The organism is Acidobacteriota bacterium (assembly GCA_021161905.1).
Classification (GTDB): domain Bacteria; phylum Acidobacteriota; class B3-B38; order Guanabaribacteriales; family JAGGZT01; genus JAGGZT01.
In genome coordinates this window covers 1-25,398 of the sequence record JAGGZT010000016.1, presented here as the reverse complement: position 1 = coordinate 25,398, position 25,398 = coordinate 1, and the positions used below count along the sequence as shown (strand labels likewise).

General features: G+C 49.9%; 32 protein-coding genes. 15 read left to right on the top strand and 17 right to left on the bottom strand.

Features of this window, described 5'->3' with window-relative positions; translation table 11 throughout:
- Both holB and J7L64_03235 read left to right on the top strand, forming a co-directional pair.
- Complete coding sequence (gene holB, locus J7L64_03240) at positions 1-1,020, top strand: DNA polymerase III subunit delta' (protein MCD6451369.1); 1,020 nt, start codon at positions 1-3, stop codon at positions 1,018-1,020.
- Positions 992-1,696 carry a stage 0 sporulation protein gene (locus tag J7L64_03235; protein MCD6451368.1) on the top strand — a complete coding sequence of 235 codons (705 nt, stop codon included), beginning with the start codon at positions 992-994 and terminating at the stop codon, positions 1,694-1,696. The genes holB and J7L64_03235 overlap by 29 nt, the downstream gene beginning before the upstream one ends.
- On the opposite strand, the gene J7L64_03230 is transcribed toward J7L64_03235, so the two are convergent.
- From J7L64_03230 to J7L64_03215, 4 genes are read right to left on the bottom strand one after another with little or no spacing between them, the layout of a single operon-like run.
- Positions 1,647-2,309 carry a hypothetical protein gene (locus tag J7L64_03230; GenBank protein MCD6451367.1) on the bottom strand — a complete coding sequence of 221 codons (663 nt, stop codon included), beginning with the start codon at positions 2,307-2,309 and terminating at the stop codon, positions 1,647-1,649. The genes J7L64_03235 and J7L64_03230 overlap by 50 nt on opposite strands.
- Positions 2,299-3,153: a hypothetical protein gene (locus J7L64_03225; GenBank protein ID MCD6451366.1), complete on the bottom strand. Its 855-nt coding sequence runs from the start codon at positions 3,151-3,153 to the stop codon at positions 2,299-2,301. Before J7L64_03225 ends, J7L64_03230 begins: the two co-directional genes overlap by 11 nt.
- Entirely contained in the window at positions 3,153-3,644 is a 492-nt protein-coding gene (locus tag J7L64_03220; protein ID MCD6451365.1) for a methylated-DNA--[protein]-cysteine S-methyltransferase, read from the bottom strand. The genes J7L64_03225 and J7L64_03220 overlap by 1 nt, the downstream gene beginning before the upstream one ends.
- Positions 3,645-3,646: 2 nt before the next feature.
- Positions 3,647-4,480 (bottom strand): 1-acyl-sn-glycerol-3-phosphate acyltransferase, encoded by an 834-nt coding sequence (locus tag J7L64_03215; GenBank protein MCD6451364.1) that lies wholly within the window; start codon positions 4,478-4,480, stop codon positions 3,647-3,649.
- A 108-nt stretch (positions 4,481-4,588) separates the two neighbouring features.
- Between J7L64_03215 and J7L64_03210 the strand changes: the two genes are divergently transcribed.
- Positions 4,589-4,969 carry a hypothetical protein gene (locus J7L64_03210; protein ID MCD6451363.1) on the top strand — a complete coding sequence of 127 codons (381 nt, stop codon included), beginning with the start codon at positions 4,589-4,591 and terminating at the stop codon, positions 4,967-4,969.
- 3 nt (positions 4,970-4,972) lie between these two features.
- On the opposite strand, the gene J7L64_03205 is transcribed toward J7L64_03210, so the two are convergent.
- The gene (locus J7L64_03205; protein MCD6451362.1) at positions 4,973-5,683 is read right to left on the bottom strand and encodes an alpha/beta fold hydrolase; all 711 of its coding nucleotides are present in this window, start codon (positions 5,681-5,683) and stop codon (positions 4,973-4,975) included.
- A gap of 159 nt (positions 5,684-5,842) precedes the next feature.
- On the opposite strand from J7L64_03205, the gene J7L64_03200 reads away from it, so the two are divergent.
- The 12 genes from J7L64_03200 to J7L64_03145 all read left to right on the top strand — a co-directional run bounded on the left by J7L64_03200 (position 5,843) and on the right by J7L64_03145 (position 14,947).
- A complete protein-coding gene (locus J7L64_03200; GenBank protein MCD6451361.1) occupies positions 5,843-6,286 on the top strand; it encodes an Hsp20/alpha crystallin family protein in 444 nt (147 codons plus the stop codon).
- Positions 6,287-6,370: 84 nt separating this feature from the next.
- Positions 6,371-6,604 (top strand): AtpZ/AtpI family protein, encoded by a 234-nt coding sequence (locus J7L64_03195; protein ID MCD6451360.1) that lies wholly within the window; start codon positions 6,371-6,373, stop codon positions 6,602-6,604.
- Positions 6,601-6,960, top strand: a complete 360-nt coding sequence (locus tag J7L64_03190) for a hypothetical protein (GenBank protein ID MCD6451359.1) — start codon at positions 6,601-6,603, stop codon at positions 6,958-6,960. The genes J7L64_03195 and J7L64_03190 overlap by 4 nt, the downstream gene beginning before the upstream one ends.
- Entirely contained in the window at positions 6,950-7,660 is a 711-nt protein-coding gene (gene atpB, locus J7L64_03185; protein ID MCD6451358.1) for a F0F1 ATP synthase subunit A, read from the top strand. The genes J7L64_03190 and atpB overlap by 11 nt, the downstream gene beginning before the upstream one ends.
- Positions 7,661-7,672: 12 nt before the next feature.
- Complete coding sequence (locus tag J7L64_03180; GenBank protein MCD6451357.1) at positions 7,673-7,999, top strand: ATP synthase F0 subunit C; 327 nt, start codon at positions 7,673-7,675, stop codon at positions 7,997-7,999.
- 1 nt (position 8,000) lies between these two features.
- Entirely contained in the window at positions 8,001-8,870 is an 870-nt protein-coding gene (locus J7L64_03175; protein MCD6451356.1) for a peptidase, read from the top strand.
- A gap of 74 nt (positions 8,871-8,944) precedes the next feature.
- On the top strand, positions 8,945-9,859 hold the full coding sequence (locus J7L64_03170; GenBank protein ID MCD6451355.1) for a decaprenyl-phosphate phosphoribosyltransferase: 915 nt from the start codon (positions 8,945-8,947) through the stop codon (positions 9,857-9,859).
- Positions 9,860-10,414 (top strand): hypothetical protein, encoded by a 555-nt coding sequence (locus J7L64_03165; protein ID MCD6451354.1) that lies wholly within the window; start codon positions 9,860-9,862, stop codon positions 10,412-10,414.
- Positions 10,404-11,627: a glycosyltransferase family 4 protein gene (locus J7L64_03160; GenBank protein MCD6451353.1), complete on the top strand. Its 1,224-nt coding sequence runs from the start codon at positions 10,404-10,406 to the stop codon at positions 11,625-11,627. The genes J7L64_03165 and J7L64_03160 overlap by 11 nt, the downstream gene beginning before the upstream one ends.
- 1 nt (position 11,628) lies before the next feature.
- Positions 11,629-12,696 carry a glycosyltransferase family 4 protein gene (locus J7L64_03155; GenBank protein ID MCD6451352.1) on the top strand — a complete coding sequence of 356 codons (1,068 nt, stop codon included), beginning with the start codon at positions 11,629-11,631 and terminating at the stop codon, positions 12,694-12,696.
- Positions 12,693-13,769, top strand: a complete 1,077-nt coding sequence (locus tag J7L64_03150) for a glycosyltransferase family 4 protein (protein MCD6451351.1) — start codon at positions 12,693-12,695, stop codon at positions 13,767-13,769. Before J7L64_03155 ends, J7L64_03150 begins: the two co-directional genes overlap by 4 nt.
- Positions 13,766-14,947: a glycosyltransferase family 4 protein gene (locus tag J7L64_03145; GenBank protein ID MCD6451350.1), complete on the top strand. Its 1,182-nt coding sequence runs from the start codon at positions 13,766-13,768 to the stop codon at positions 14,945-14,947. Before J7L64_03150 ends, J7L64_03145 begins: the two co-directional genes overlap by 4 nt.
- Here J7L64_03145 and deoC read toward each other — a convergent pair.
- The 12 genes from deoC to J7L64_03085 form a co-directional block, all read right to left on the bottom strand.
- The gene (gene deoC, locus J7L64_03140) at positions 14,940-15,623 is read right to left on the bottom strand and encodes a deoxyribose-phosphate aldolase (GenBank protein ID MCD6451349.1); all 684 of its coding nucleotides are present in this window, start codon (positions 15,621-15,623) and stop codon (positions 14,940-14,942) included. The genes J7L64_03145 and deoC overlap by 8 nt on opposite strands.
- A gap of 81 nt (positions 15,624-15,704) precedes the next feature.
- A complete protein-coding gene (locus J7L64_03135) occupies positions 15,705-16,793 on the bottom strand; it encodes a tetratricopeptide repeat protein (protein ID MCD6451348.1) in 1,089 nt (362 codons plus the stop codon).
- 117 nt (positions 16,794-16,910) lie between these two features.
- Positions 16,911-17,645, bottom strand: coding sequence for an energy transducer TonB (locus tag J7L64_03130; protein MCD6451347.1), 735 nt, complete (start codon positions 17,643-17,645; stop codon positions 16,911-16,913).
- A 21-nt stretch (positions 17,646-17,666) separates the two neighbouring features.
- Positions 17,667-18,143 (bottom strand): biopolymer transporter ExbD, encoded by a 477-nt coding sequence (locus J7L64_03125; protein MCD6451346.1) that lies wholly within the window; start codon positions 18,141-18,143, stop codon positions 17,667-17,669.
- A 10-nt stretch (positions 18,144-18,153) separates the two neighbouring features.
- A complete protein-coding gene (locus J7L64_03120) occupies positions 18,154-18,576 on the bottom strand; it encodes a biopolymer transporter ExbD (protein MCD6451345.1) in 423 nt (140 codons plus the stop codon).
- 12 nt (positions 18,577-18,588) lie between these two features.
- A complete protein-coding gene (locus tag J7L64_03115) occupies positions 18,589-19,176 on the bottom strand; it encodes a MotA/TolQ/ExbB proton channel family protein (protein MCD6451344.1) in 588 nt (195 codons plus the stop codon).
- A gap of 353 nt (positions 19,177-19,529) precedes the next feature.
- Complete coding sequence (locus J7L64_03110) at positions 19,530-20,753, bottom strand: ABC transporter permease (GenBank protein MCD6451343.1); 1,224 nt, start codon at positions 20,751-20,753, stop codon at positions 19,530-19,532.
- Positions 20,753-21,451 (bottom strand): ABC transporter ATP-binding protein, encoded by a 699-nt coding sequence (locus tag J7L64_03105; GenBank protein MCD6451342.1) that lies wholly within the window; start codon positions 21,449-21,451, stop codon positions 20,753-20,755. The genes J7L64_03110 and J7L64_03105 overlap by 1 nt, the downstream gene beginning before the upstream one ends.
- Before the next feature lie 10 nt (positions 21,452-21,461).
- On the bottom strand, positions 21,462-22,679 hold the full coding sequence (locus tag J7L64_03100) for an efflux RND transporter periplasmic adaptor subunit (protein MCD6451341.1): 1,218 nt from the start codon (positions 22,677-22,679) through the stop codon (positions 21,462-21,464).
- A gap of 18 nt (positions 22,680-22,697) precedes the next feature.
- Complete coding sequence (locus J7L64_03095) at positions 22,698-23,438, bottom strand: YIP1 family protein (protein ID MCD6451340.1); 741 nt, start codon at positions 23,436-23,438, stop codon at positions 22,698-22,700.
- An 84-nt stretch (positions 23,439-23,522) separates the two neighbouring features.
- Positions 23,523-24,473, bottom strand: a complete 951-nt coding sequence (locus tag J7L64_03090) for an ABC transporter ATP-binding protein (protein ID MCD6451339.1) — start codon at positions 24,471-24,473, stop codon at positions 23,523-23,525.
- Positions 24,474-25,398 (bottom strand): ABC transporter ATP-binding protein (locus J7L64_03085; protein MCD6451338.1); only part of this gene is annotated, 925 nt, incomplete at its 5' end. It lies immediately after the preceding gene.

Sequence of the window (25,398 nt, the reverse complement as noted above, 5' to 3'; positions counted from 1 at the left end):
ATGGAAAGCTTCGATCAGTTCAGAGGAAACGAGGAGATAAAAAAAGGGCTCACCAGAGCGCTTACCAAAGGGAGACTTCCCCACTCCCTCCTTTTCTTCGGTCCTTCTGGGGTGGGGAAGAAAACCTTTGCCATCCTCTTAGCCCGAGCGATAACCTGTGGGGGTGCGGGGGCTCGCCCCTGCGGATCGTGTCCCTCCTGCAAACTGGCGATAACTTCACATCCCGATATCCAACTGATAGCTCCAGAGGAGGGGAAAAGAACCATATCGATCGACGACATCCGAAGCCTCATTAAAGGGAACTCTCTCCGACCTTTTATGGGGAAATATAAGGTCTTCATCATCGACGAGGCGGATAGAATGACCCCGGAGGCAGCAAACGCCTTTCTCAAGGTGCTCGAAGAGCCAACCGACACCACCCACTTTATCCTCATTACCACTAAATATCTCTCCCTCCTCCCCACCATCCGCTCCCGGTGCCAGGCATACCGATTCAAGCCGTTTCCCGTGGAAAGGCTTGCTGAGGTCCTCCGGGAAGGGTGGGGCAAGGACAAAAATGAGGCGGAAGAGCTCGCTAAAATTTCCCAAGGACGAATCGGCATCGCGCTCTCCCTTGACCTTGCTGAGACACGGAGAAAGAAAAACGAAACCCTCTCCTTCCTTTCTCGGGCTCTCTCTAAACGAAGTATAGGCGAACAAATAAACCTTGCCCAAGAGCTGACTGGCTTAGATCGGGAGGAGTTTCTGGAAAAAATCGACTTGTTCAAAGAGTTCATAAGGGATGCAATAATCCTCTCCACCGTAGGGGAAACAAGGCTCCTCATAAACTCAAAAGAAAAAAGGCTGGAACAATTAGCGACAAAGATAGGAATAGAGGGAAGCGATCTTCTCCTAAGGCTGGAGAAGATGGGGAAAGAACTCTCTGCAAATGTCAATCCGAAATATATTGCCAAGAAACTTCTCCTTTCGCTTTCGGAGATAGGATGTGGAGATGGAAACAGCAGCAGTAGAAATAGATGAAACAAGACCGATAAAGTTCGTTTCCACAAACGGGTTCAAGGTAAAGAAGGGGGATTACTGCATCATTAAAATTGGAGATGAAGAGATATTGGGAAGGGTGGTTCTCGGTAACTCGCGGATCCTCCCCCCTCCATACATCAAGAGGCTACCCCCCATTATCCGCTTAGCCACTGCTGAGGACTTGAAATACCATCAGACGCTCAAAGAGAAGAATAAGCGCGCCTTCACCTTCTGTGTTGAGCGGATAAAGAAACGAGGGCTTCCAATGAAGCTCATCCAGGCGAAGTTCATCAATCAAGGAAAGAAGGCGATATTCTACTTCCGAGCCGATGGAAGGGTGGACTTCCGGGAGTTGGTCAAGGATCTTGCCCGAGAGTTCAAGGTGAGGATTGAACTCCGTCAGATTGGAGTGCGGGATGAGGCAAAGCTCATCTCGGGGGTGGGACTTTGTGGTCGTGCCTTATGTTGCTCCTCCTTCCTCAAGGAGTTCACCCCGGTTTCTATAAGGATGGCGAAGGAGCAAAACCTCCCCTTAAACCCAATGAAGATCTCCGGTCTCTGTGGAAGACTTATGTGCTGCCTTACCTTCGAGGCGAGGAAAACCGAAGGAGAGGAAGAAAAAGAAGCTACCGTGGAAGAAATTCGACGAGAGGAGGAAGATGCAACCTCTTCCTAAGATGTTCTGCTACATAGCGGGAGAAGGAAACCTCATCGTCAAGGGAAACTCCCCCCTTCGCCGCCTCATCCCTAAGGCGGGAGAGCTCCCCTTCATCCAGGGCGTGGGGAAGGACGGCAGAAAGCTCCCAATCGAGGGCGAAAAGCTGAAGGCGTAAATCCTCTACAGTGAACTTCCCCTGTCCAAATATCTCCCTTATCCCTAAGAGACGCTTGAAGAAACTATCCAAGATGTCGATCAACCTCACATTCTTCTCCTTCTCGGCAGCAAACCGGGCAGCATTGAAGGAAGAGGCAACCCGGGAGAAAAGCTCATCGAGTTCCTCATTGGTAAGCTTTGTTCGTCTGGGGCTCACCACCACACCTGCCTGAGTAGAACTCTTATAGTCAAGCCAGAGCTCAAGAACTGCTCCTTGACAGTCACAGAGGGAGTGTATCCGCTCACCTCGATCCCGAAAGGCGACATCTATCCCTTCAATGATAACCTTAAGGGGGACACCAGCTTCCTCCCAGAGGGAAAGAAGAGCCCGTTCCTCGGAGGATACACTCCTCCCTTCCTCTTTCAACTTAGCGGTAAAATAACTTACAATCTGTTCTTTATAGCTATCCATCATTTTCCTCTTGACGAGAGGATAACTCTATCATACCCCCTTCTTTGGGAGAGGTAAAGTAACTCTCATTACACCTTTCCTCTGATCCAGCCCGCCTTTTGAAAAACTCCGCTCGCGCTGCCTCCCGTACCTCGGGATGAAGGGTATCATCCTCCATCATTTCAGCAAGATCGGAACCCATAAGGAAACTTATCAACCTTATCGCTATCTTGGGTGGGGTATAGGGGTTTCGCGCCAATGCCACCTTAACCCCATAACGCACTATCCAACGAGAGGAATTGAATATCTCCTCAAGCACCTCGGGGAAGTTGGGCCTTCTCGCGGCAAGCTTTATCACATCTCGCTCGGTGAGCCGGGGGTTCAAAAGGAGATCACGAATGACCAGGGGATTCTGGTCATAAAGGAGCCGTTCCAAGATATTCCGATCCTGCCCCTTAGCGAGCGCCCTTCGTTCCCCAACGGTGGTATCGTCGAAGAAACTCCTTAGCTCAGCCCCCCCTTCCTCAGGTGGCTTAAGATGAGAAAGTGCCCGGGGATGAGAAAAGATCCTCACCACCTCGTCGTATCCCCGCTCCTTAGCCCTGGTGTAGATATCGCTCATTCGCTCGTTCCCCAGATAACCCCTTATCGTCTCCAAATCAACCAGGCTGAGAAGTACCTCTCGATAATCATCCCGCCTGCTTGCCTTCTCCGAGAGGAAGCGGATAATCTCCACCACCACCCCCGGAGGATACATCTTAAGCCGCTCTGCAAGGAGATGGGTCCTCATCTTTATATCCTTAATCGCTGAAAGCTTAGCCACCAACTCTTCGGTGGTAGTCTCAAAATCAGCCTCTTCATACATCATCAAATCGCTCCCTCAAGCTTAAGGAGGTACTGCTTTACGGAAAGACCGGGACCGAAACCACCAAGTCCATCAACCGCCACCACCCGATGACAGGGAACGATTATCGCTATAGGATTCCTCCCCACCGCTCCACCGACCGCTCGTGCCGACCGCTCATTGCCTATCGCTCTGGCGATCTCCTTATAGGTTTTCAGTTTTCCGTAAGGTATCTCAAGGAGAGCACGCCACACCCGCATCTGAAAAGGGGTCCCCGAAAGGATTAACGGGATATTGGCAAAGGAAACCCGTTCCCCGGCAAAATAGCGAGAAAGGGCATCAATCGGCGTCTTAAGTACCTCATCGTCCTTGATCAACTCAAAGTGAGGAGGAAACTGGGACAAAAACTCATCCTCCCCTCTTCCTATACTCAACCTGACCAACCCCTTCTCCCCTCCGGCGAGAAAGATGCTCCCTATCGGACTTTCTAACTCAGTATATACCACCCTCTCCATTATTATCGGCTCGAAGATATAAGCTCTTTAGCCCGTAAGAGCTCGCTCTCAATCGCCCTCCTCACCTCCTCCATCAGCCGTTTTTTCTCGCTCTTACGGTAAGAGGCGACCAAAATCGGCTTGCCCACCGAGACCCCAATCGATCCTCGATTGACCCGGAGCGATCCCTTCCTGATTATATCCTTGCTACCATATATGCCGATAGGGATGATTGGTACCCCTGCCTCAAGGGCGATGGAAAAACCACCTGGCTTAAACGGTTGAAGCCTTCCATCAAGGCTCCTCGTTCCTTCAGGGAAAATGACCACTGATACTCCCGATTTTATTCGTCTTCCCGCCTCAATTATGCTTCTTGCTGCCGCCCGCAAATTGGCACGGTCAATCTTGATATATCCCCCCCGCGACATATGCCAGCCCATAAACGGGATACGGAAGAGCTCCTTCTTCGCCAACCAGCGGAACTGAACAGGAAGATATCCCGCTAAAACGAGGATGTCATAGATGCTCTGATGGTTCGCCATAAATATCTGAGGACCATCGGTAATGACATTCTCAAGTCCTGTGATCTTTACCTTGGTTCTGCTTATCATCAGGTTCACCCGAGACCAGTAACGACTGCAAAGGTGCCCCCAATCCCCACTTCTATCGAACAGGGAAAGGAACAGGGCAATGGTTCCCCAGAATACCGTATTTATTACTCCACCTGCCCAAGCAATGATAGAAAAAAGCATCTCCCTTTCAAAGTGCTTATCTTCATTGTAGTTTCCAAAAGAGAAGGAGTCAAGGCGAAGGAAAATGCCTCCCCACCGCCCTTCAGCCCCTCCCACCAGAGCCATCACCTTTTCCCCACTGTCAAGGTGATAGTAGGGCATAACCCGGTAGCTTGCCCTTCCTTGACAGCCTTACTTTCCCCCTGTTATTATAGGGCGAAAGGAGTCAGCGGAATGGGTTTCCTCGATAACCTCCCCGATATTATCGAATACGAGGAAGAAGACCTTTCCCACCTCGATCCCCAAATGAAGGAGGTGCTTTACCCGGAACGGCACCGTCCTCCCTTCACTATCACCTTAGCCTTCTCCCCGATAGATCACCCCGCTTACCCCGAGGCGGTATCACTTGCCAAAAAAGCACCCCACTACCACGAGGAAGGGGAAGGTAAATTCAAACATCATCTCGCTACTTACGGCATAGAGGATGTCCCTCAGATGTTCCAGCTGGTTGAGGTCTTGAATAAACTCGAACGGTACCAGGTTCTGGTGAATAAAAAAAGAATACCTTACGCCCGTGAACTCTGGCTACCCTTTATGTGGATCTTCCTCCCTTAGCCCTCAAGGAACAACCTTTAACAACCATTCTATTATCCTTCCAACAAGCTCTTTATTGGTGAAGAGCATCTTCGTTCCATGCCCCGCGGCGGGAAACTGTTCCAATTTGCAACTCTCCCCCACCATCTCCTTAAGCACCTTCGCCGAATAGGAAGAATAAACATCCTCTTCACCAAAGATCAAGAACAGGGGGCGATTTTTATACCCCTCAGCTGCCTTGTGGAGGTCGAGCCCACAGTAATCCAAGCCAGGAGAGAGGATAACCACCCCCCTTATCCCTGGGTCATCTACCGCATAAAGAAGGGCAAGGCTTCCCCCAAGCTCTGCCCCAATGATGACGATTGCATCCCGGTTCACCCCAGGCTGCGCTCGGAGGAAATCGACCCCTGCCTTGACATCAAGAACCATCTTGGCGAAATCGTCTCTGGTAAAGTAAAGCCAGCTTCCCTTCCCCTGCGATGCGCCATGCGCCCTAAGATCAAGGGCAAGGACAAAAAAACCGTTATCATTCAGGGAATTGATGAAACCGTCCCAACTCTCCTTTTGCTCCCCCAAAGGATGAAGGAGAAGGATTGCTGGAGCAAGGGGGGAGTTTGTCTCCAAGAACTCTCCCACCAAGGTGAGCCCATCATTGGTGGTTAGTTCCACCTCCCTCGACCAGGCAATAAGGAAGGGGAGAAGAACAATGATTGCGAAGAAAAGCCATTTTTTCATTCCCACTCCTTCCCTAAGGATGGTAGCTTAGGGGATGTGTTATGTCAAGAGTAGGGAGGGGAAGATTTTTTATCAAAAGACTTGACAAAAACAAACTAAGATTTTATATTAAAAAGTGGCTAAAGAAATCAGGGACCGAAAACAAGGAGGTGATGATCAATGAAACTTACTCGCGGGAACCCAATGCAGGAACTCTCTCTTCTCAACCGTCGTCTTAAGAAATTACTCGATGAGGACCTCTTCCCTGAACTCTTCACCTCAGAATGGAGGAGCTGGACCCCTCCGGTGGACATCTACGAAACGGATAACGAGATCGTGGTGAAAGCGGAACTTCCTGATATCGATATCAAAGATGTCGATGTCAAGCTTGAGGACAACCGTCTCACCATCAAAGGGGAGCGCAGGTTCTCCGACGAGGTAAAAAAGGAGAGCTATCACCTGATCGAACGTTATTACGGCTCCTTCCAGCGAACCTTTGAGCTTCCAACCTCGGTCAATCGGGACAAGGTGGAGGCTAAATACGACAAAGGGGTGCTTACCGTAACCCTCCCCAAACGGGAAGAGGCGAAGAAGAAAAAGATAGAGATAAAAACCACCTCTTAAGACGCTTTTTCTCCTCTTCTTGCGGTCGCCTTACTGGTGGCCGCTTTATTTTTTTGTTATTATAAGAAACAAAGAGGAGAAAAGATGGTAAGAAAAGGGAGAAAGGGGAGTATATTTGAGGACTACGCCTTTCTCATCTCCGCCGGTTTCACCTTTCCCGTCTATGCCTATATCGGCTATCTCATTGGAAACCATCTCGATAAAAGGTTCGGCACCCACCCCATCCTCACCTTCTTCTCCATCTTGGGCTTATCCGCTTTGGGCTTTTACAGCTTCCTCAAGGCTTTCTCCCAATTGGAAAGGAGGAGGAAAAAGTGAGGGAAGTTTCCCTAAAGCGAATGGTTCTTGCCACTATAATATTCATTTTTTTGTCTGCTTTCCTCTCCCTCTTCTTGAAAAGGGAGTTTCTTCCCGGTATTATCCTCGGTGGTGTAATAGCTCTTATTAGCCTTGGCTCCAGCTACCTCCTTGTAATCAGTTTGACCACAGGGAAAAGGAGAAAACTCCTCCTAATTATCATCCCCTTGAAGCTTTTCATCCTTGGTGGAATCTTATTTTTGATACTAAAAAGAGGTATAATTGAGCCCATTGGAGTTATAATAGGTATTTTGGGGGCACCAGTTGGTTCCCTGTTCGCCGTTAAGCTGAGGAAGAGAGCATCAGATGGAAGTTGAGGAATCGATACTTACCAAGCTGATAAACAGTGTCCTTAATCACCTGCTCGGTTATCCTCCAGATTACCATCTCATTCCAGATCAGGTAGTGATGACCGCTTTCATCGTTCTCCTTGCGGCGATCTTTCTGCCCCTCCTCCGCCGTCGCTTCAGGATCAGGCGACCCAGCTATCTACAACAGATACTGGAGATAACGGTTGAATACTTAGAGCGTCTCATCGATGACTACATTGGAGAAGAGGGTAGGAGGTACCTCCCCCTGGTCGGTACCTTCGGCTTCTTCATTCTGGTAGCAAGCATCATCGGTTATGTCCCCGGGTTCTCCTCAGCCACCGCCAATTATAATACTACCTTAGCCCTTGCCCTTATCTCATTCTTCGCTTACAACTATGCTGGTTTAAAGAAGCACGGGTTCTTTCGCTATATCAGGAGCATTGGAGGACAACCATTATGGCTTCTTCCCCTTAGGTTCCCCACCGAAATACTAAGCCATCTGGCTCGAATCCTCTCCCTTTCAGTACGGCTTTTCGGCAACATCTATGGGGATCACATTGTCTATCTCGTTTTCTTCTCTTTTCTTCCCCTTGTGCTCCCTATTCCCTTTATGGGACTAAGTTTCTTTGTCGCTATAATTCAGGCTTATGTCTTTGTAGTTTTATCGATAATCTATCTTGCCGGGGCGCTAAACCCCGAAGAGTAAAAGGAGGATAAAATGAAGAAAAAAGTGATCCTGCTCGTCAGTCTTATCATCCTCATCCTCATCCTTCCCCATACTGTCTTCGCTCAAGAAAAGGTGGACCTTAAAAAGACCAATCCCGAGGTAGCAAAAATGGCTGTCCTCGCTGCCTGTTTCGGGATGGCGATCGCCTCCGGGCTTTGCGGTATTGGGCAAGCAAAAGCGGCCTCCTCAGCCTGTGAGGGGATAGCGAGAAACCCTTCAGCCGCCGGAGACATTCGAGGAAGTCTCATCCTTGGCTTGGTTTTCATCGAATCGCTTGCCCTATACACACTGGCGATTATCTTTCTCTTTGCGAGGTAGTATGGGCTTTCTTCTTATCCTCCTCGATGGGGTGGGGGTGGGTGAGGACGATCCCAAACGAAATCCCTTTGCCCGCCTTCCCTCCCGATATTTCCCTCGCCGAGGGGTAAGTCTAAAGCCCCCCTTTTACGGTACGGTGCGGGAGGTGGATGCTCGTCTTTCCGTTCCTGGACTTCCCCAGAGTGCTACGGGACAAACGAGCATCCTCACCGGAATAAATGCGGCAATGGTAATAGGGAAACATCTTCCCAGCCTTCCCAATCGGGAGCTTGTGGAGCTTCTTGCGGAATATAACATCCTGAAGATATTGAAGGAAAGGGGGAAAAAGGTTGCCTTTGCCAACGCCTATCGCCCTGACTTCCTCAACCGCTTAATCCGTCGGGTATCGGTAACTACCGCTTCTGTGCTTGCTTCCTCTCTTCCCATCTTCACCCTTGAGGATCTGAACGAGGGAAAGGCAATATATCAAGATTTTACCAACCACTTTCTTATCGAACGGGGATACCCTGTCTCTCCCTTGAAGCCAGAGGAGGCGGGAAGACGACTTGCTAACATCTCAGCCTCTTACGATTTTACCCTCTATGAATATTTCAAAACCGATATCATAGGACACCGGGGGGACCTCTCCGCTGCTTGCACTCTGATTGCCGAGCTGGAAAATTTCCTCACCTCCCTCCTTTCCCATATCAACCTTGACGAGGAGACGGTCGCCATCATCTCCGACCATGGCAACCTGGAGGACCTCTCAACCAAAGAACACACTGAGAATCCAGTTCCCCTCCTTGCCTTCGGGAGAGAGAAGAAAACACTGATCGATGAAGTCGCCTCGCTTACCGACCTCACCCCAGCCATCCTCAGTATCCTCGGGTAGTGGTTGACAAGAAAACCCTTTTGTGATAAGAAATGAAAGCCTTACCGCTTATTTAACCTTAATAAGGATAGAGGATGAAAGTAAGACATCTTATTGTATCCCTGAGACCCAAACAATGGACGAAGAACCTGGTGATATTTGCCGGCATTATCTTCTCGAAGAACCTCTTCAATCTCGCTATGCTTTCAAAAACGACCATCGCCTTCTTCCTATTCTCTCTCTTGGCCGGAGCGGTTTACCTGATAAACGATGTGAAGGATAAAAATAGGGACAAGGCTCATCCAACAAAATCCAAAAGACCAATTGCAGCAGGGAAGATAAGCCCGAAAGTGGCGGTTATAACAGCTATTTTTCTTTCCGCCTTCTCCCTCCTCTTCTCCTTTATACTTGAACCGGCATTCGGCTTCATCTCGGCCATCTACTTCCTGATGATGATCTCCTACTCCTTCCGCCTCAAAGATGTCTTCATCCTCGATGTCATCATCATCTCCTTGGGATTCGTCCTCCGGGCGGTGGCAGGGGCGGTGGTGATCAAGGTCCCTTTCTCCTCCTGGCTCCTCATCTGCACCACCTTCCTCGCTCTTTTCCTCGCATTAGCCAAGAGGAGGCATGAACTTCTCTTCCTATCTGAAAACGCCCCTTACCATCGGGAACATCTTACCCTGTATTCTCCATCCCTTCTTGATCAGATGATAGGGATCGCCGCCACCTCATCCATTATATCCTATGCCGTTTATACCACCTCAATGGAGACGGTAATCAAATTTGGACCCTACCTTCCGCTTACCATCCCCTTCGTGCTCTACGGGATACTCCGCTACCTCTACCTCGTCTATAAGAAAGGGCTCGGAGGAAATCCTTCCCAGATCCTCATCTCCGATAAACCCCTCCTCATAGCTATCGCCCTCTGGGCAGGAGCGATAACGATTATCATCTACCTTTCAAAGATAGAAGGCATCATCCATCAATTATTCTATAAGGGGGTATAAATGGAGAAGTTCACTATCGATTATGAGAATATCGATGTGGCTGAGATAATGGAAAAGATAAGGAGGAGGATCGAGGAGAAGAAGAAAAAAGGGATATATAGCGAGGAAGAGCTATTGAGGCTCGCTCAGGCTAAGGTCGCTTCCTTCTTCGTCCAATCATCGGAGCTGAAAAGCGACCTCGTAAGGGAACTACAACGATTGAACCCCCAGTGGAATGTATCCCTCTCTGTGGATAAACTCTATATCTCCCGTCCCACCACATTGGGCCGTATAGTAAGCTGGGTAAGGAGAAGGCTCCGGTTGGTAGCCAAGCTTATGTTCCATATCAACCCCCTGATCCAGGAGATCAACAAACAGGCGAGGATCAATCTCGTGTTTGCCGAGCTGATCCATAACCTTATCTTCGAACTTACCAAGCTCCGGTTGGACCACGAGGACCTAAGCCATCGCTTGAACGCCCTTACCCGAAGGGTCGACTTCCTGGAAACGCGGGAACGGACTTTAGAGGAGCTTACCCTTAAGGAGAAAAAAGAAAAAGGGGAAGATGGAAAATAGCAGGCTAAAGGTTGCCATTGTAGTTCAACGGTATGGCCTCGAGGTAAGCGGTGGTGCCGAATACCATGCCCGACTTATTGCGGAACACTTAAACAAATACCTTCCCGTCGAGGTGCTCACCACCTGCGCCATCGACTATCTCACCTGGGCAAACGAATACCCGAAGGGGAAAACGGTGATAAACGACATCCCGGTCCATCGCTTCCGGGTGCGGAGGAAACGCGATCCCTTCCGTTTCGGGATGATACAGGAGTTCGTCTTCAACCACCCCCATCGAGAAAAGGATGAACTCAACTTCTTAAAAGAGGAGGGACCTTACTCCCCCGCCCTCATCCGCTATATAAAGAAGAAACGGAAGGACTACCGCTTCTTCATCTTCTTCTCCTACCGGTATTACCACTCCTATCATGGGGTTAATACCGTGCCCGAAAAAAGCATCCTCGTTCCCACTGCGGAGAAGGACCCGGTCATCGGTCTCAAGATATTCAAACCCTTCTTCAACCTCCCCCGGTCGATAATCTATAACTCCTATGAGGAGCGGGAGATGATAAACAAAACATCGGGAAACGAGGATATACCGGGGGAAGTAGTAGGGGTAGGCGCTGAGATCCCGGATGAAATCTCTCCAACTTCATTCCGCAAAAAATACAACATCGGGAAACGGTTTATCCTTTACCTCGGTAGGATCGATGAGAATAAAGGCTGCCCTGAGCTCTTTCGCTTCTTCGAGCAATACATCCGAGAGTATAAAGAGGATCTCCTTCTCGTACTCATCGGAAAAGAGGTACTCGACATTCCGGACCATCCAAATATAGTGCACCTGGGCTTCCTTCCTGAGGAGGATAAGTTCAACGCCTTAGCTGCCTCTGAGCTTCTCGTTATGCCTTCGTACTATGAATCGCTCTCGATGGTGTTGCTCGAGGCATTTGCGGTGGGGAAACCTGCTTTGGTAAACGGCGCTTGCGATGTTTTGAGAGGGCAGGCAAAAAGGAGCAATGCCGCCCTTTATTACCGGAATTACGAGGAATTTGCCGAGGCGTTAAACCTCCTCTTATCAGACAAGAAACTGCGGGAACGAATGGGAAAAAACGGGAGGTCCTACTTCGAGGAGAACTACCGTTGGGAGGTAATCGAGGGAAAATACCTGAAGATAATAAATCGGCTTCTCACAGAAGATGGGGAACCTCCTCTCACCTTAAGCAAGAGAGACTAAGATGGAGATCCACCAATTTCTCGCCGGAGCTTCCTATGGTGATGCGATAACCGATTACGCCCTCGAGATAAGAAGGATACTCCGGGAACTTGGCTACCGCTCCCTAATATTCGCCGAAAACCACGATCCAAAGCTCGCCTCGGAGGTAAAACCGCTCTCCTTCTATCCCGAATTCTCCTCAAAGGAGAACATCATCATCTTCCACTTCTCTATCGCCTCCCTTGCCTCGAAGCTCGCCTATCACCTCAAGGAGAAGAAGATTCTAATCTACCACAACATCACCCCGGCTCACTTCTTCCTGAAGTTCCATCCCCATCTGGCGAGGGAGTGTTATCATGGACGAAGGGAGCTTGCTGCCTTTGTAGATAAATGCGAAGTTGCTGTAGGGGATTCCGAGTTCAACCGGTTGGAGCTCGTTGAAATTGGATTTACCAGGACAAGGGTCCTTCCCGTATTCATCAACTTCAAGAAGTTCAATATCGAGGAGAATAGGGTGCTCAGCCGAATATTCGGGGACGGGAAAACCAACATCCTCTATGTGGGAAGGATCATCCCCAATAAGCGGGTGGACGATGTCATCAGGATCTTCTCCCACTACAAGCATTACATAAATCCAAACTCGCGTCTCATCTTGGTGGGGGAATATCGCGGATTCGAGCGGTATTATGATTATCTTCTCGATCTCATCCGCTCCCTAAAACTGACCGATGTCCATTTCACCGGGCTCATACCCCTCTCCGAGCTCGTCACCTACTACCGACTCGCTCACATCTTCATCATTATGAGCGAACATGAGGGGTTCTGTCTTCCCATCCTTGAGGCTTACTACTTTGGGCTTCCGGTGATCGCTTTTGCCGCTGCTGCTGTACCGGAGACGATGGGGGGAGCAGGGATCCTGGTGGAGGAAAAGGACCCCCCGAAGATAGCTGAGATCGTCCACAAGCTCGTAGAGGATGCGGAGTTCAGGAAAAAGGTTATAGTGGATGAGAAAAGGGTCTTAAAAAAACACCTTTCTCGCGATCTTAAGAAAGAGCTTGCAAACCTGCTAAATGAGATAAACGGGAGATGATCGTCTATCAACTCGTTCCCGCCCTCCATGAGGGGGATGCCATCGGTAACTCGATTCGGATGATCCGGAACTTTCTCATCGAGCAGGGTATTCGCTCTGAAATCTACGCCCTCACCATCGATCCGGGGCTCAGGAATGAGGCAAGGGAATTCAAGAACTTCCTCCAGGAATACGAACGAGATTCGATAACCATCCTTCATTTCATGCTCCCTTCTCCCCTAACGGAGACATTCAAAAACCTCTCAGGGAAAAAAGTGCTCATCTACCACAATGTCACCCCCGCTTCCTTCTTCAGCAAATATAGCTGGGAACTCACCCGGCTCTCCCTCCTCGCCCGCAAGGAGCTCAAGGAGCTGGTTTCCTTTCCCGATATCGCCCTTGGAGATTCCAGTTTCAATAGGGAGGAGCTTATCGCACTCGGTTTTAAAAATACCGCCGTCCTCCCCCTACCGATAGATTTCCGCCCCTATCGAGAGACAGAACCCTCTCCTTTTATAAAGCGATTTCTCTCCCACAAAAAAGTAAACATCCTCTTCGTGGGCAGGGTCGTCCCCAACAAAAAGATCGAAGACCTGATAAAGGTGGCTTCCTATTACAAACATTTCGTCGGAAATGGTCTCCGCCTGATCGTAGTTGGCAAGACGAACCTCCTTCCCAATTATCACAGGGAACTCCTCGAGCTTGGCATCAGGCTGAAACTCAGGGATGATGAACTACTCTTCACCGGACACATCCCCTTCTCTGAACTCATCTCTTTCTACAAATACGCGACCCTATATCTATCCCTGAGCGAACACGAGGGGTTTTGTCTTCCACTGGTGGAAGGTATGCTCTTCTCCCTTCCCATAATCGCTTATAACGCCGGTGCGGTAGCGGAAACACTGGGGGAGGGGGGAATACTCCTTATGAAGAAGAACCCCGCAGAGATAGCGGAGCTAACCTTACTCATCGCAACCGACGAAAAACTACGAAAAAGGTTGATCGAGCGAGGGAGGAGGAGAATCTCCCATTTGGAGAAGGAGAAACCCCTTTCTAAGCTCTTGAAGATATTGAGGGAGATAGGCAACCTATGAGAATAGCTTTCGTCATCCAACGGTACGGCAAGGAGGTAACCGGAGGGTCGGAAGCACATTGCCGCAAGGTGATAAATCACCTTAAGGGTGGCTACGATATCACCGTCATCACCACTTGTGCCAAGGACTATATAAGCTGGAAGAACGAGTACCCTGAGGGGAAGGATGAACTCGACTCCGTCCCCATCATCCGCTTTCCGGTGGTGAGAGAACGGAATATAGAAGAGTTCAATCGCTACTCCGATTGGATATTCAACAACCCCCACACGAGAGGGGATGAGCTTAAATGGCTTCGCGACCAGGGACCCTATTCGCCGGATATGATATCCTATCTCAAGAAAGCCAAAAACCAGTTCGACCTCTTCTTCTTCTTCACCTATCTTTACTACCCCTGTTATCACGGACTAAAGGAGGTGGGAGAAAAAAGCATCCTCCAGCCGACTGCCCACGATGAGCCAGCAATAAGACTTAAGATCTACCGGGAGATGTTCTCCCTTCCCAGAGGGATCGCTTACAACTCCCCCTGGGAGAAGAAGTTTCTCGTTGAGCTTTTCCCAGAGCTTAAAGAAAAACCGAGCGAAGTCATCGGCTGCGGGGTGGAATTCCCAGAAGGGATATCACCGGCAAGGGCGAAAAGAAAATACAACCTTCGTCTGCCTTATCTCCTTTATGGGGGAAGAATTGAAAAAGGGAAAGGAATAGGAGAACTCATCTCCTTTTTCAGTCATTTCCTCAAGGAGGAAAGGGAAAAACTCGAGCTCGTCCTGATAGGGAAACTTCTTATGAAGTTACCGGACCACCCCCACATTCGCTATCTCGGTTTTGTGCCCGAGGAGGATAAATACGCTCTCTATAAAGGAGCAGAACTCGTCGTCATCCCTGCACCTTTGGAAAGCCTTTCCCTCACCCTCCTCGAGGCGTTCGCTCAGAAGAAAGCGGTATTGGTGAACGGACATTGCCCTGTCTTAGTGGAACATGTCCTTCGGGCAAATGGGGGGCTTTATTACAAAAACTACGAGGAATTTGCTGAGAGTCTAATCCTCTTACTTAAGGATGAGAGGTTACGAAATATACTCGGCGAGAATGGTTTTAGCTACGCTCACCAAAACTACCGTTGGGACCGGGTCATCTCCAAATATCATCTTCTCCTCGAGAAGGTAGGAAATAAAACTAATTAGCCCCACCCTTTTTCTCAATGAACTCCTTCAGGATCTCAACCCCAGCCGATGTTCCTAAGCGTTTTGCACCAGCATCGATAAGGGCAAGGGCGGCTTCTAAATCGCGAATTCCGCCTGCTGCCTTAATCTTTATTCTCGGATCAAGCCTTTTCCTAAGGAGGAGAACATCACTTACTGAGACCCCCCGAGCGGTAAAGCCGGTCCCTGTCTTCACAAAAGCGGGAGAGAGCTCATTCATAATCCCTATCACTTTATCCAGCTCCTCCGGCGAAAGGAGGGAGATCTCTATTATCATCTTATGCACCACTTCCGGGGTTTTTTCCATTATCAACCTGAGTTCCTCTTTCACATAGGAATAATCCCCCATCTTAACCGCGGGAAGGTTGATCACGATGTCGAGCTCAGTAGCACCAATTTTAGCACACTCAACCGCCTCGGCGATTTTCGCTTCCTTAGTGGTACCCCCGAAAGGGAAAGCTACCACCGTAGAGAGCCTCATCTCACTTTTTGCGAGCTTCTTCGCTGCCAAGGGCAGAAGATAAGGGAGAATACATACGGAGTAAAATCGATATTTCTTCGCCTTCTCCAGAAAATCGAGTACCACCTTCCGCTCAGCTTGGGGTTTCAGTAAGGTGTAATCTATTGCCTTAGCGAGCTCATCAACGGTTTCCACCATCAGTCATTTCTCCTCGCATAAAAATTAAAAGCCCCTTCTTACCGAAGGGGCTTGATTCCCTCTCACTACCCAAAAGAGAGTTCAAGGCTGGGCAGATCCCTCTGTGCCTCCGCTCTTCTTCTCCTGCTCTATCCTCTTCTTCACCCGATCGATAGCCTGTTTGAACTTGGGATCGGCTTTTATCTTATACGCCTGAGTATAAGCCTGAATGGCATCGTCATACCGCTTGCTCTTTTCATAGATAAACCCAAGTGAGGAGAATATCTGAGCCTCGTTCGGCATATAACGAGCAGCCATCAACAGGTTCTCCGTGGCGTTCCCATAATCCCCGAGCATCTTATAAGCTTCCCCTATTCTGAAGTAGGCAAGACCATTATCCGGCTGTTTATTCAGCACGACTTTATACATCTTTATAGTGTTGTTGTAATCCTTCATTCCGAGGTAAGCATCTCCAGCAAGGCCTCTGAAACGAAGATCGGCAGGATAGTACTTCACCCCCTGAAGGGCGTATTTAAGGGCATTCCTGTAATCCTTTTTAGTGAGATAAGCACGAGCAAGCACATAAAGCGCTTCTTTATCCCGCGGTCTCAGTTTAACAGCACGCAGCATAGCCCTTATCGTCTTATCCGGCTGATTCAGCTTCACATAAGCAGAACCGAGATGGCTCGCTACATCGAAATCGTTAGGCAAAAGCTGCATCGCCCGCGAGAGGTTAGCCGCTGCCCTCTTATAATCCTTCAACCTCATATAAGAAAGGCCTACCAGCTTGTAATATTCCCCTTTCTCCCTCCGGGGCAATTTGAGCCTTCCCGCTGGTCTGATCACAGAGATAGCCTTCTTGTAATTTTTCCGAGAGAAGTAGATATCTGCCTGCTCGTATATGGTGGCGAATTTCTCCTTGGGCTTCCTCGCCAACTGCTGTGCCTGTTTCAAGTAGGCAAACGCCTGATTGTAATTCCCCATCTTCCGGTAGCATTTGCCGATCATATAGGGAAGCCACCACCACTCAGGATAAAGGTCAACGCTCTTCTTGAACTCCCCTATCGCCTCCTTATACTTCTTCTGCTTATAAAGAGCATACCCCTTCTTATACTCCGTTTGAAAAGCAAGGGCAAACGAACCGAAAAGAAGCAAGGAAACGAGGAAAATACCCCATATCTTCCTACTCATTTCCCCTCCTCGCATAGTTTATAAGAACCGCTTCCAAACCCCCCTCTTTACCGATTTACAAAATCCCTCTCTTTTCCCACACGGAAAAGCGAACCCGAATAGAAATTAAGCCTAACCCTACTGGCCCTGGAGCTTGAAGATCACCGTGAGATTATAGTAAACATCCACCGGTTTGCCGTTCAAGGTGGCGGGTTTGAACTTCCACTGTCTCACCGCATCGATGGCAGCCTGGTCGAAGCCGAACGCCTTCCCCGGAGAACGAAGAACCTTCGCCCGGACCACATTCCCATGTCTGTCGATAACCGCCTCTATAATCACAATCCCCTGGATTCTCGCCTTCCGCGCCAACTCAGGATAAACTGGAGGTACATACTTAATCCGGACTGGCTTTTTCACATTCCCACCGACCCTAAGGGGACCCGGCGTTTCCGCAGGGATACCATACTCAAACTCGGTATCCGGGGGTGGAGGAGTATACTCCTCCACATACTCCACATACTCCCTATAGGGCTCGGGTTCATCCGGGGTGGGGTCAGGTATAGGAACAATCTTACCCTTCTTCACCACCGCCGTTGTTTTTCTCCGTTTTGGTGGCTGTCTCTTCGGAGGAGGGGGAAGCTTGAACTTCTTAATGGAAACGATCGGCTTCTCCTTCGCCTTGCTGGTCACCGTCTCTTTAACCTCAGGGAAGACGATGAAGAAGAGCCCGATGTGAACCAGAAGGGAGATCAGGGTCGCTATCTTGAGACGTCTATTCTCGCGAGGGGAATAGAGTTCAACGAGATAACTTAACCCCACCTCCTCGTCCGCCGAAGGATTCAACGCCTTATTCTCTTTCTCCTTCTTTGCCATAGTCCTTTCCCATTAATTTTCTCAACTCCCGAGATACTGGCCCCAAGCAGCTATCTCCTCCTGGGTGGGTATAGAGATGAAGATGTGCTTATCATTTGTAGGATCATCATCCTTATTTTCCGGATACATCTCAAGTTCAAGCTGTTTCAACTCATCGAGAACATCGATCAACCGGGCGTAAGGTGTTCCCGGTTCGCAATGAACGATAACCGGCTTGGTTCGGTTTATCTCCACCTTGCTCTTGACATACTCCCTGATATCAGAAAGCACCATTGGCTTATTATCGACCACAATGCTCCCATCATCGAGGACATGGATGTGAATCGCCTCCTCCGGCTGGGTTATCGTCGCTGGCTCATCCTTGGGGAGTTTGAACTGGATCCCCTTATCCATACTGAACACCGAGGTGAGCATAAAGAAGATGATGAGGAGGAAGGCAATATCCGCCATCGACGAAGAGGGGATCTCGGGAGTAAACTTCTTACGCTTAATCTTCATTGGCACCCCCTCAACTTACGGTCTCCTGGTCGGTAAGGAGAACGATCTTCTCCACCCGAGCAGAACGAAGCTGGGTTATAACAGCATCTATGATCTGGTAAGGAACCTGCCCATCAGCCTTTATCACAAAGGTATGAGTGGGGTCATCAACCAACACATTGGCGGCAAAGGAGAAGATATCGGAAATATCCGCCACAGGATGGCTCTGCTCCTTTCCATCAGAAACATTGATCAGTCCCTCGGGGGTAATGGCGATCACCGCCGACCCCTCAGGGAACCCGCTTCGCTCGATGCTCTTCGGCAACTGCACCGGCGTCCTATCCACAGGAATGGTGGTAGTTAGCATAAAGAAGATGATGAGGAGGAAAGCAATATCCGCCATGGAGACCGTAGGGATGTAAGCTCCTAAGGTTTTCGGTTTTCTAAGCTTCATCAATTACTCCTCTTATTTCCCCTCTCTCTCCATCTCGGCGAAGGTCTCGAGGAGCACAGTAGAACCGGTCTCCATCTCCAAAACAAATCGGCCTATGGTGCTCATAAACCAGTTGTAGAAGAGAAGGGCGGGAACCGCGATAGCCAACCCAGTAGCGGTGGTGATCAACGCCTCAGAGATACCCTCCGCCACCTTCGCCGGGTTGGTAAGACCAGCAGCTGCCAACACACCGAACGATTTGATCATCCCGGTAACCGTGCCCAAGAAGCCAAGGATGGGGGAAACATTAGCTGAAGTAGCAAGAACCGCCGTTCCCCTTTCCAGACGAGAGAGCTCATGGGTAGCTGCAATCTCCATCGCTTTGGTTATCTCATCCTCAGTAGTTCCATACTTGAGAAGACCAGCCTTCAGGATGTTAGCAATAGGACCCTTATACTCTTCACATACCTTTATCGCCTCCTGCACGCTTTTCTTCTTGAGAAGGGCAGCACGGAGCTTACCGAGAAACTCGTCAGTACGGACCTTCGCCTTCGAATAAAACCACAATCTCTCAATTGCGTAAGCCAGCGTAAGGATAGCGAAGAAAAGCAACGGCCACATAACCGGACCACCCTTATGGAAGTAACCTACCAACGTACCCTGGAAGCTCACTGCTCATACCTCCTTATAGTTTTAAAAGGTTACTAGAGCTACCATTCCGGCGGGGAAAACCCCTAACCTTTTCTCCATTCTTTAGTTCCCCGCTCACCACCCCCTTTTGGTGGGCGTCTTAAAGGGATAAGCTCTTTTCTTTTCAACCTATTACCCCTTCTTGACAAAGCTGAATTCTACCACAGCGGAAAAATCATTGTCAAGTCTTTTTTCTTTCGAACTCCTACCTCCTCGCTTATCCCATACATAAAAATACAGCTGGTACTCGCTACCAGCTGTAAGATCGATTACTAAGTAAGGTTTTATTCGTAGCGGAGGGCTTCTATAGGATCAAGTCTGCTCGCTTTTGCCGCAGGATAGATGCCAAAGAAGAGACCGACAGCGGTAGAAAAGCCAAAACCAAGAAAGATCGCCCATACCGGCACATGGGCTTGAGGAAGAACCGAGATCAAGGAGGTCACCAGCCGTCCTAATCCAAAACCAAACAGAACTCCAATAGCCCCACCGACGAGACTGAGCGCGATCGCTTCGATCAAGAACTGGAGAAGGATGTCCCTCCTCTTCGCTCCCACCGCCTTCCTTATCCCTATCTCCCTTGTCCGCTCGGTCACTGAGACGAGCATTATATTCATTATCCCGATACCACCGACTAAGAGGGAGATCCCCACTATACCAGCGACGGTAGCGGTAACCCCGCCGAGAATGCTACTCACCCCTTTAAGCATATCGCTTTGAAGTATAACCTGAAAATCATCAGGTTGGTCCTTCCTTAAGCCGTGTCTCTTCCTCAGGATCCCCGTTATCTGATCCTTAGCCAGATCCACCAGAGAAACTGAACTCGCCTTGAAGGCAAGTATTGTTTGGTCGAGGACCCGTCTTCCAAAAAGGTTGCTTGCCAAGGTATAAGGGATTATCACTAAGTCATCGGCATCCTTACCGAGAGCCTGCCCCTTCTTCTCCATTATTCCAACGATGGTAAAACTATCCTTCCCCACTATGATCTGCTTCCCGATGGGATCGCTTTTTATACCGAGGTTCTCCAGCACCTTCCTCCCCACAACACAAACCCTTTTCCTATGCTTTACATCTATTCTGGAGAGGAACCTCCCTTCATCGACATAATGGACATTGATGTCTTGATAGGAAGAGGTGGTAGCGGTAACCGTGGTAGCCGCGTGCTCTTCACCATATTTCACCAGTACTGTTCTCTGCACAGTGGGGCAATAATCACGGATGGCGGTAGCCTCCTCGAGGATCGCCAATCCATCCTCGTAAGTAAGCTTAATCCTTCCCAGCTTGAGCCCCTCCTCCCCAGGGGGACGGTGAGGGATAACCAGGATAAAATCGGCACCGAGCTCAGCCAACTGGTTATTGACCAGATAAGAAAGCCCTTGAACGATGGATACAGCAGCAATAACTGCAGCCACCCCAATGATTATCCCCAATGTGGTAAGTATGGAGCGCATCTTGTTAGCGGATATCGCACCTAACGCTATCTTGAAGCTCTCATAGAGTAATACCAACATCAGCTTAGCCTCTCTTCTCCGGTTATCTTCCCATCAAGAAGATGGATTATCCTTCTGGTCTTCCTCGCAATGTCGTGCTCGTGGGTCACAATTATTATGGTATTTCCCTGTTCATTCAAAGCAAGAAAGAGCTCCATTAGCTCTTCACTCGCTTTCGAATCAAGATTTCCCGTGGGCTCATCAGCAAGGATGATGGCGGGCTTGGTAACCAATGCTCGAGCGATCGCCACCCTCTGCCTTTGACCTCCGGAGAGCTCGTTCGGGCGGTGATTGGCTCGATCGGCAAGCCCTACCGACTCAAGGGCGGAAAAAGCTCGCTCCCTTCGCTCCTTGGGTGATACCCGGGAATAGATCAGGGGAAGCTCCACATTATGGAGCGCGGTCGCCCGAGGGAGGAGGTTGAATGTCTGGAAGACGAACCCGATCCTCCTGTTCCTTATCTCGGCTAGCTCATCATCGCTGAGCTTGGAGACATCCTGTCCCTTAAGGAAATAAGTACCCGCGGTCGGAGTATCAAGGCAGCCAAGAAGATTCATCAAGGTCGACTTGCCGGAACCGGATGGTCCCATAATCGCCAATAGCTCCCCCTCATTCACCTTGAGATTCACCCTGTCCACCGCTACTACCTCTTCCCCCTCGAGCCGATAGACCTTGGTGAGCTCCTCGGTCTTTATAAGAAAATTGTTCTCATTCCTCATCGCCTTCTCCTTACTCTACCTTAACCTGAACGGATTGTCCCTTCTTGCCTTCCTCTTCCTTCTTCTTTATGGTAACCGGGTCCCCATCCTTAATTCCTTTAAGGGTGCGATAAGGACCGGTTATCACCATATCTCCCTCCTTTATCCCGGAAAGTATCGCTACATAGGAGGCATCGGATATATCAGTCTTTACCTCCTTCATCTTTGCCACCCCTTTCTCCACTACAAATACCACCTCCCGCTTCTCCTTCTTCCCTGGGGAAACCTCTACCTCCCGCTCTACTACCGACTGGATGGGAACAGCAAGAACCTGCTCCCTCCTCCTGGTCTCTATTTTGGCATGAGCGGTCATTCCTGGGCGGAGGCGAGCATCCGGCTTTTCGAGAAGGATCTTTACCTTAAACACCGAAACATCACCCTCCTTGGTAGCGGAACTGGCGATATCTACCACCTTGCCCAAGTACTTCTTTCCCTCTACTGCATCTACTTCCACCGTTGCTTTCTGTCCCATCTTTACCGCAGTGACATCGGTCTCATCCACATTAACTGTGGCTAATACCTCACTCATATCGGCGATCATCATTATCACTGTACCCGGATTGTTCATCGTTCCAGTGATAACCGTCTCCCCCTCCTCCACATTCAGCATAGCAACTACCCCGCTCATCGGGGCATAGAAGGTGGTCTTAGAGAGCTCATCTTTTGCCTGATCGAGTTGTGCCTGTGCCTGGCGTACCCTCTCCTCCGCAGAATCGAGCTCCACCTTCGCCTGTTGATAACGGAGCTCCGCCTGCTCCAGGTCCTGCTTGGAGGCAAAACCACGCTCATAGAGGGAACGGGTTCGTTCAAGGTTGATCTTGGCATTATCGAGATCAACCTTCGCCCGTTCTACTCCGATCTTCGCCATACGGAGGTTCGCCTCCGCACTCCGCACCTGAGCCTGATACCGCTGTGGATCTATCTGGAGGAGAAAATCCCCCTTCTTCACATAATCGCCTTCGGCAACTGCCAGTTTGCTCACTCTCCCGATCACGCTCGAACTGATGTTCACCCTTACCTTGGGCTCAATCACCCCCGAAGCGGAGACGGTAGATACGATGTCCCGTTTCCCTACCTTCTCTGCATATACCTCCTTACCTTTCTCCTTACCGGACTTGAGGAAACTCACCAGGAAAACGGTTGCGATTAACCCCACAATAACGATCAAACCCAGCGACTTTTTCTTCAATGCAGCTTGCTCCTTTCCTTAATTAATTTTTACGCCGAAAGCCTCTCCAAGCGCCACCCTAATTACGATCCACAACACCCAAAGACCAAATACTATAAATATGGAACGCTTAGTGTTGAATTTCGATACCTGGGAATAACCTATCCCGAGAAGAACCAGAGACCAGATGGTAAACAGATCAACAGAATAAAGAACTTTAGAAAGAACTCCTTTCCCCAACTCGTAGCCCAGCATCGCCCCCAGATTGGACTTCACCAAAGCCTCCATTGAAATAGTGTTAGCCCTTTTTAACAGCAAGAGGAGCGTCCCCAAAATATAACGGAAGATCCCGGGGACAAAGGAGTAAGTGGTTACAGAGAACACGCGCTTGAAGTTGGTCTCGGCATTAGCTAAGGTCCCTACAAGGTGAAGCACCGCGGCAACGACCACGAAAACGAGAGGGATCGCTATCGCGCCACCTATGACCATAGAATAGGAACCGATCTTCGCCGCTTTACTGAGAACTGCCTCCTGTTGATCCAAGGGTATCTGGTCGAGCCTACCGCTTTTTTCGAGCTGTATCCGCATCATCTCAGCCATATCGGTCTTAGAGGTATAGACCAGGGCGAAGATTATGAAGAAGCCGATGATAACGATCAGCGGAGCAACGAAGCTCGGTTTTGACGCTATCTCCCTGAAGGTCTCGGTAGGTGAGGTAATAATCCCTACTATCCTTGCTAAAGGACCGCTTGTCCCCTCCTTATTGATCCCCTCTGACATCCTATCCTCCTTTTCACTTAGACTTACGAAATTTATCCAGCCTTTGTTTCCATTTTACATTAAAATTACGCCCCTCCTTCATTTTTATTCAATCAGATGGCAGGAGACAAAATGGGAAGAAGAAACAGGGCGAAGGGAAGGGGTTTCCCTCCTGCATCTCTCCTCCACCTCAGGGCAACGAGGTGCAAAGGGACATCCTCTACCATTTGTTAAAGGCGGAGCCTCCTCCTTTGCCAGGGCAAACCTCGCCCTTCTCCTCCCCTTGGGGGTAGGAATGGAGTTTAGAAGGACCCTGGTATAAGGATGTCTCGCCTCCTCCATTATCTCCTTTCTTCTTCCAAGCTCAACCACCCTTCCCCGATACATCACCACCACCCGATCGCTCATCCCGGCTACCACCCTGAGATCATGGCTGATTAGAAGATAAGTAAGCCCAAACTCCGAGCAAAGCTGAGACAGAAGTGCAAGTATCTGCGCCTGCACCGTAAGATCGAGAGCGGATACCGGTTCATCGAGAACCACGAACCGAGGGGAGGTAGCAATCGCCCTCGCTATCCCCACCCGCTGTCTCTGACCAGTGGAGAGGGCATCCGGGTAGCAGTTGGCGAGCGATAGGGGAAGTCCCACCTTTTCAAAGAGCTCTTTTAACCTAAGACGCCTCTCTGAGGAGGAAAGTTTAAGCTGAATCTTCAAAGGCTCTTCCACTATCTCTCCCACCCGCATCCTCGGGTTCAAGGAGGTTAAAGGGTTCTGAAAAACCATCCCCATCTTCCGTCCAAGCTCCAGCTTAGGGGAGAGCTCCTTCCCCTCGAAGAGCACCTGCCCCGAGGAAGGGGGGATAAGCCCTACCGCTATCTTCCCCAAGGTGGTTTTCCCTGAACCCGATTCCCCCACCAGCCCAAGCACCTCTCCTCGATGGATATCGAAGCTCACCTGGGAAAGGGCGAGAACCTCTTGGGAGCGGGAGGAAAAAAGGCCAGAGCGGATGAACCGCTTGCTCACCTCCTTAAAGGAAAGAAGCGGAGCACCACCCATTCACCCCTCCACCTTGAAGCAACGAACCTTCCTCCCCCCGATATCCCTGTAAGGGGGTATTTCATAACGGCATCTTTCTTCGCCCTCGGGGCAGCGGGGGTGAAAAAGACACCCTTCCCCTTTAATAAAGATATCGGGGAGGCAGCCGGGAAGCGGTTCCGGTAGCTCCCCATCCAAACCCGGCTCAGCAGCGATGAGCGCCCGGGTATAGGGATGAAGGGGACGATCAAGGATATCGTCTACCGACCCCTCCTCCATAGCCCATCCCCCATAGAGGACAAGGACCCGCGAGGCAATCTCCCCCACCAAGGAGATATCGTGGGAAATGAAGATGAGGGAAAGGGAAAAGGAGGAAACGAGACCTTTGAGAAGCTCTATTATCCCTGCCTGCACGGTGACATCGAGGGCAGTGGTTGGTTCATCGGCGATGAGGAGCTTTGGGCGAAGGGAGAGGGAGAGGGCGATCATCGCCCGTTGGCACATCCCCCGAGAAAGCTCATGGGGATAGGAGAAAAACACCCTTCTCGCCTCGGGAATGCCTGCGGCAGAGAGATAGGACAAAGCTTCATCCACCGCTTTCTTCCCCTTCACTCCTCGCTTAAAACGAAGGGCTTCAACCATCTGCTCCCCGATGGTAAAAACCGGATCAAGACTACTCATAGGCTCCTGAAACACCATCCCTATCTCAGCCCCCCTGATCACTCTCATCCGATGCTCAGGGAGGGAAAGCAGATCCTCCCCGGAAAAGATCACCCTCCCCGAGACCACCCGCGCCCTGGGGGGAAGAAGCCGAATGAGGGAGAGGGCGGTCATCGTCTTTCCCGAGCCCGACTCCCCAACAATCCCCAAAACCTCACCCGGAAGCAAGCGAAAACTAATCCCATCCACCACCTTTCCCACACCGCGTTCAGTCATAAAATAGGTG

Excerpts from the sequence above, each read along its gene's own strand:
- holB (MCD6451369.1), top strand. The coding sequence starts at position 1 with ATGGAAAGCTTCGATCAGTTCAGAGGAAACGAGGAGATAAAAAAAGGG.
- J7L64_03235 (MCD6451368.1), top strand. The coding sequence starts at position 992 with ATGGAAACAGCAGCAGTAGAAATAGATGAAACAAGACCGATAAAGTTC.
- J7L64_03230 (MCD6451367.1), bottom strand. The coding sequence starts at position 2,309 with ATGATGGATAGCTATAAAGAACAGATTGTAAGTTATTTTACCGCTAAG.
- J7L64_03225 (MCD6451366.1), bottom strand. The coding sequence starts at position 3,153 with ATGATGTATGAAGAGGCTGATTTTGAGACTACCACCGAAGAGTTGGTG.
- J7L64_03220 (MCD6451365.1), bottom strand. The coding sequence starts at position 3,644 with ATGGAGAGGGTGGTATATACTGAGTTAGAAAGTCCGATAGGGAGCATC.
- J7L64_03215 (MCD6451364.1), bottom strand. The coding sequence starts at position 4,480 with ATGGCTCTGGTGGGAGGGGCTGAAGGGCGGTGGGGAGGCATTTTCCTT.
- J7L64_03210 (MCD6451363.1), top strand. The coding sequence starts at position 4,589 with ATGGGTTTCCTCGATAACCTCCCCGATATTATCGAATACGAGGAAGAA.
- J7L64_03205 (MCD6451362.1), bottom strand. The coding sequence starts at position 5,683 with ATGAAAAAATGGCTTTTCTTCGCAATCATTGTTCTTCTCCCCTTCCTT.
- J7L64_03200 (MCD6451361.1), top strand. The coding sequence starts at position 5,843 with ATGAAACTTACTCGCGGGAACCCAATGCAGGAACTCTCTCTTCTCAAC.
- J7L64_03195 (MCD6451360.1), top strand. The coding sequence starts at position 6,371 with ATGGTAAGAAAAGGGAGAAAGGGGAGTATATTTGAGGACTACGCCTTT.
- atpB (MCD6451358.1), top strand. The coding sequence starts at position 6,950 with ATGGAAGTTGAGGAATCGATACTTACCAAGCTGATAAACAGTGTCCTT.
- J7L64_03180 (MCD6451357.1), top strand. The coding sequence starts at position 7,673 with ATGAAGAAAAAAGTGATCCTGCTCGTCAGTCTTATCATCCTCATCCTC.
- J7L64_03175 (MCD6451356.1), top strand. The coding sequence starts at position 8,001 with ATGGGCTTTCTTCTTATCCTCCTCGATGGGGTGGGGGTGGGTGAGGAC.
- J7L64_03170 (MCD6451355.1), top strand. The coding sequence starts at position 8,945 with ATGAAAGTAAGACATCTTATTGTATCCCTGAGACCCAAACAATGGACG.
- J7L64_03165 (MCD6451354.1), top strand. The coding sequence starts at position 9,860 with ATGGAGAAGTTCACTATCGATTATGAGAATATCGATGTGGCTGAGATA.
- J7L64_03160 (MCD6451353.1), top strand. The coding sequence starts at position 10,404 with ATGGAAAATAGCAGGCTAAAGGTTGCCATTGTAGTTCAACGGTATGGC.
- J7L64_03155 (MCD6451352.1), top strand. The coding sequence starts at position 11,629 with ATGGAGATCCACCAATTTCTCGCCGGAGCTTCCTATGGTGATGCGATA.
- J7L64_03150 (MCD6451351.1), top strand. The coding sequence starts at position 12,693 with ATGATCGTCTATCAACTCGTTCCCGCCCTCCATGAGGGGGATGCCATC.
- J7L64_03145 (MCD6451350.1), top strand. The coding sequence starts at position 13,766 with ATGAGAATAGCTTTCGTCATCCAACGGTACGGCAAGGAGGTAACCGGA.
- deoC (MCD6451349.1), bottom strand. The coding sequence starts at position 15,623 with ATGGTGGAAACCGTTGATGAGCTCGCTAAGGCAATAGATTACACCTTA.
- J7L64_03135 (MCD6451348.1), bottom strand. The coding sequence starts at position 16,793 with ATGAGTAGGAAGATATGGGGTATTTTCCTCGTTTCCTTGCTTCTTTTC.
- J7L64_03130 (MCD6451347.1), bottom strand. The coding sequence starts at position 17,645 with ATGGCAAAGAAGGAGAAAGAGAATAAGGCGTTGAATCCTTCGGCGGAC.
- J7L64_03125 (MCD6451346.1), bottom strand. The coding sequence starts at position 18,143 with ATGAAGATTAAGCGTAAGAAGTTTACTCCCGAGATCCCCTCTTCGTCG.
- J7L64_03120 (MCD6451345.1), bottom strand. The coding sequence starts at position 18,576 with ATGAAGCTTAGAAAACCGAAAACCTTAGGAGCTTACATCCCTACGGTC.
- J7L64_03115 (MCD6451344.1), bottom strand. The coding sequence starts at position 19,176 with ATGTGGCCGTTGCTTTTCTTCGCTATCCTTACGCTGGCTTACGCAATT.
- J7L64_03110 (MCD6451343.1), bottom strand. The coding sequence starts at position 20,753 with ATGTTGGTATTACTCTATGAGAGCTTCAAGATAGCGTTAGGTGCGATA.
- J7L64_03105 (MCD6451342.1), bottom strand. The coding sequence starts at position 21,451 with ATGAGGAATGAGAACAATTTTCTTATAAAGACCGAGGAGCTCACCAAG.
- J7L64_03095 (MCD6451340.1), bottom strand. The coding sequence starts at position 23,438 with ATGTCAGAGGGGATCAATAAGGAGGGGACAAGCGGTCCTTTAGCAAGG.
- J7L64_03090 (MCD6451339.1), bottom strand. The coding sequence starts at position 24,473 with ATGGGTGGTGCTCCGCTTCTTTCCTTTAAGGAGGTGAGCAAGCGGTTC.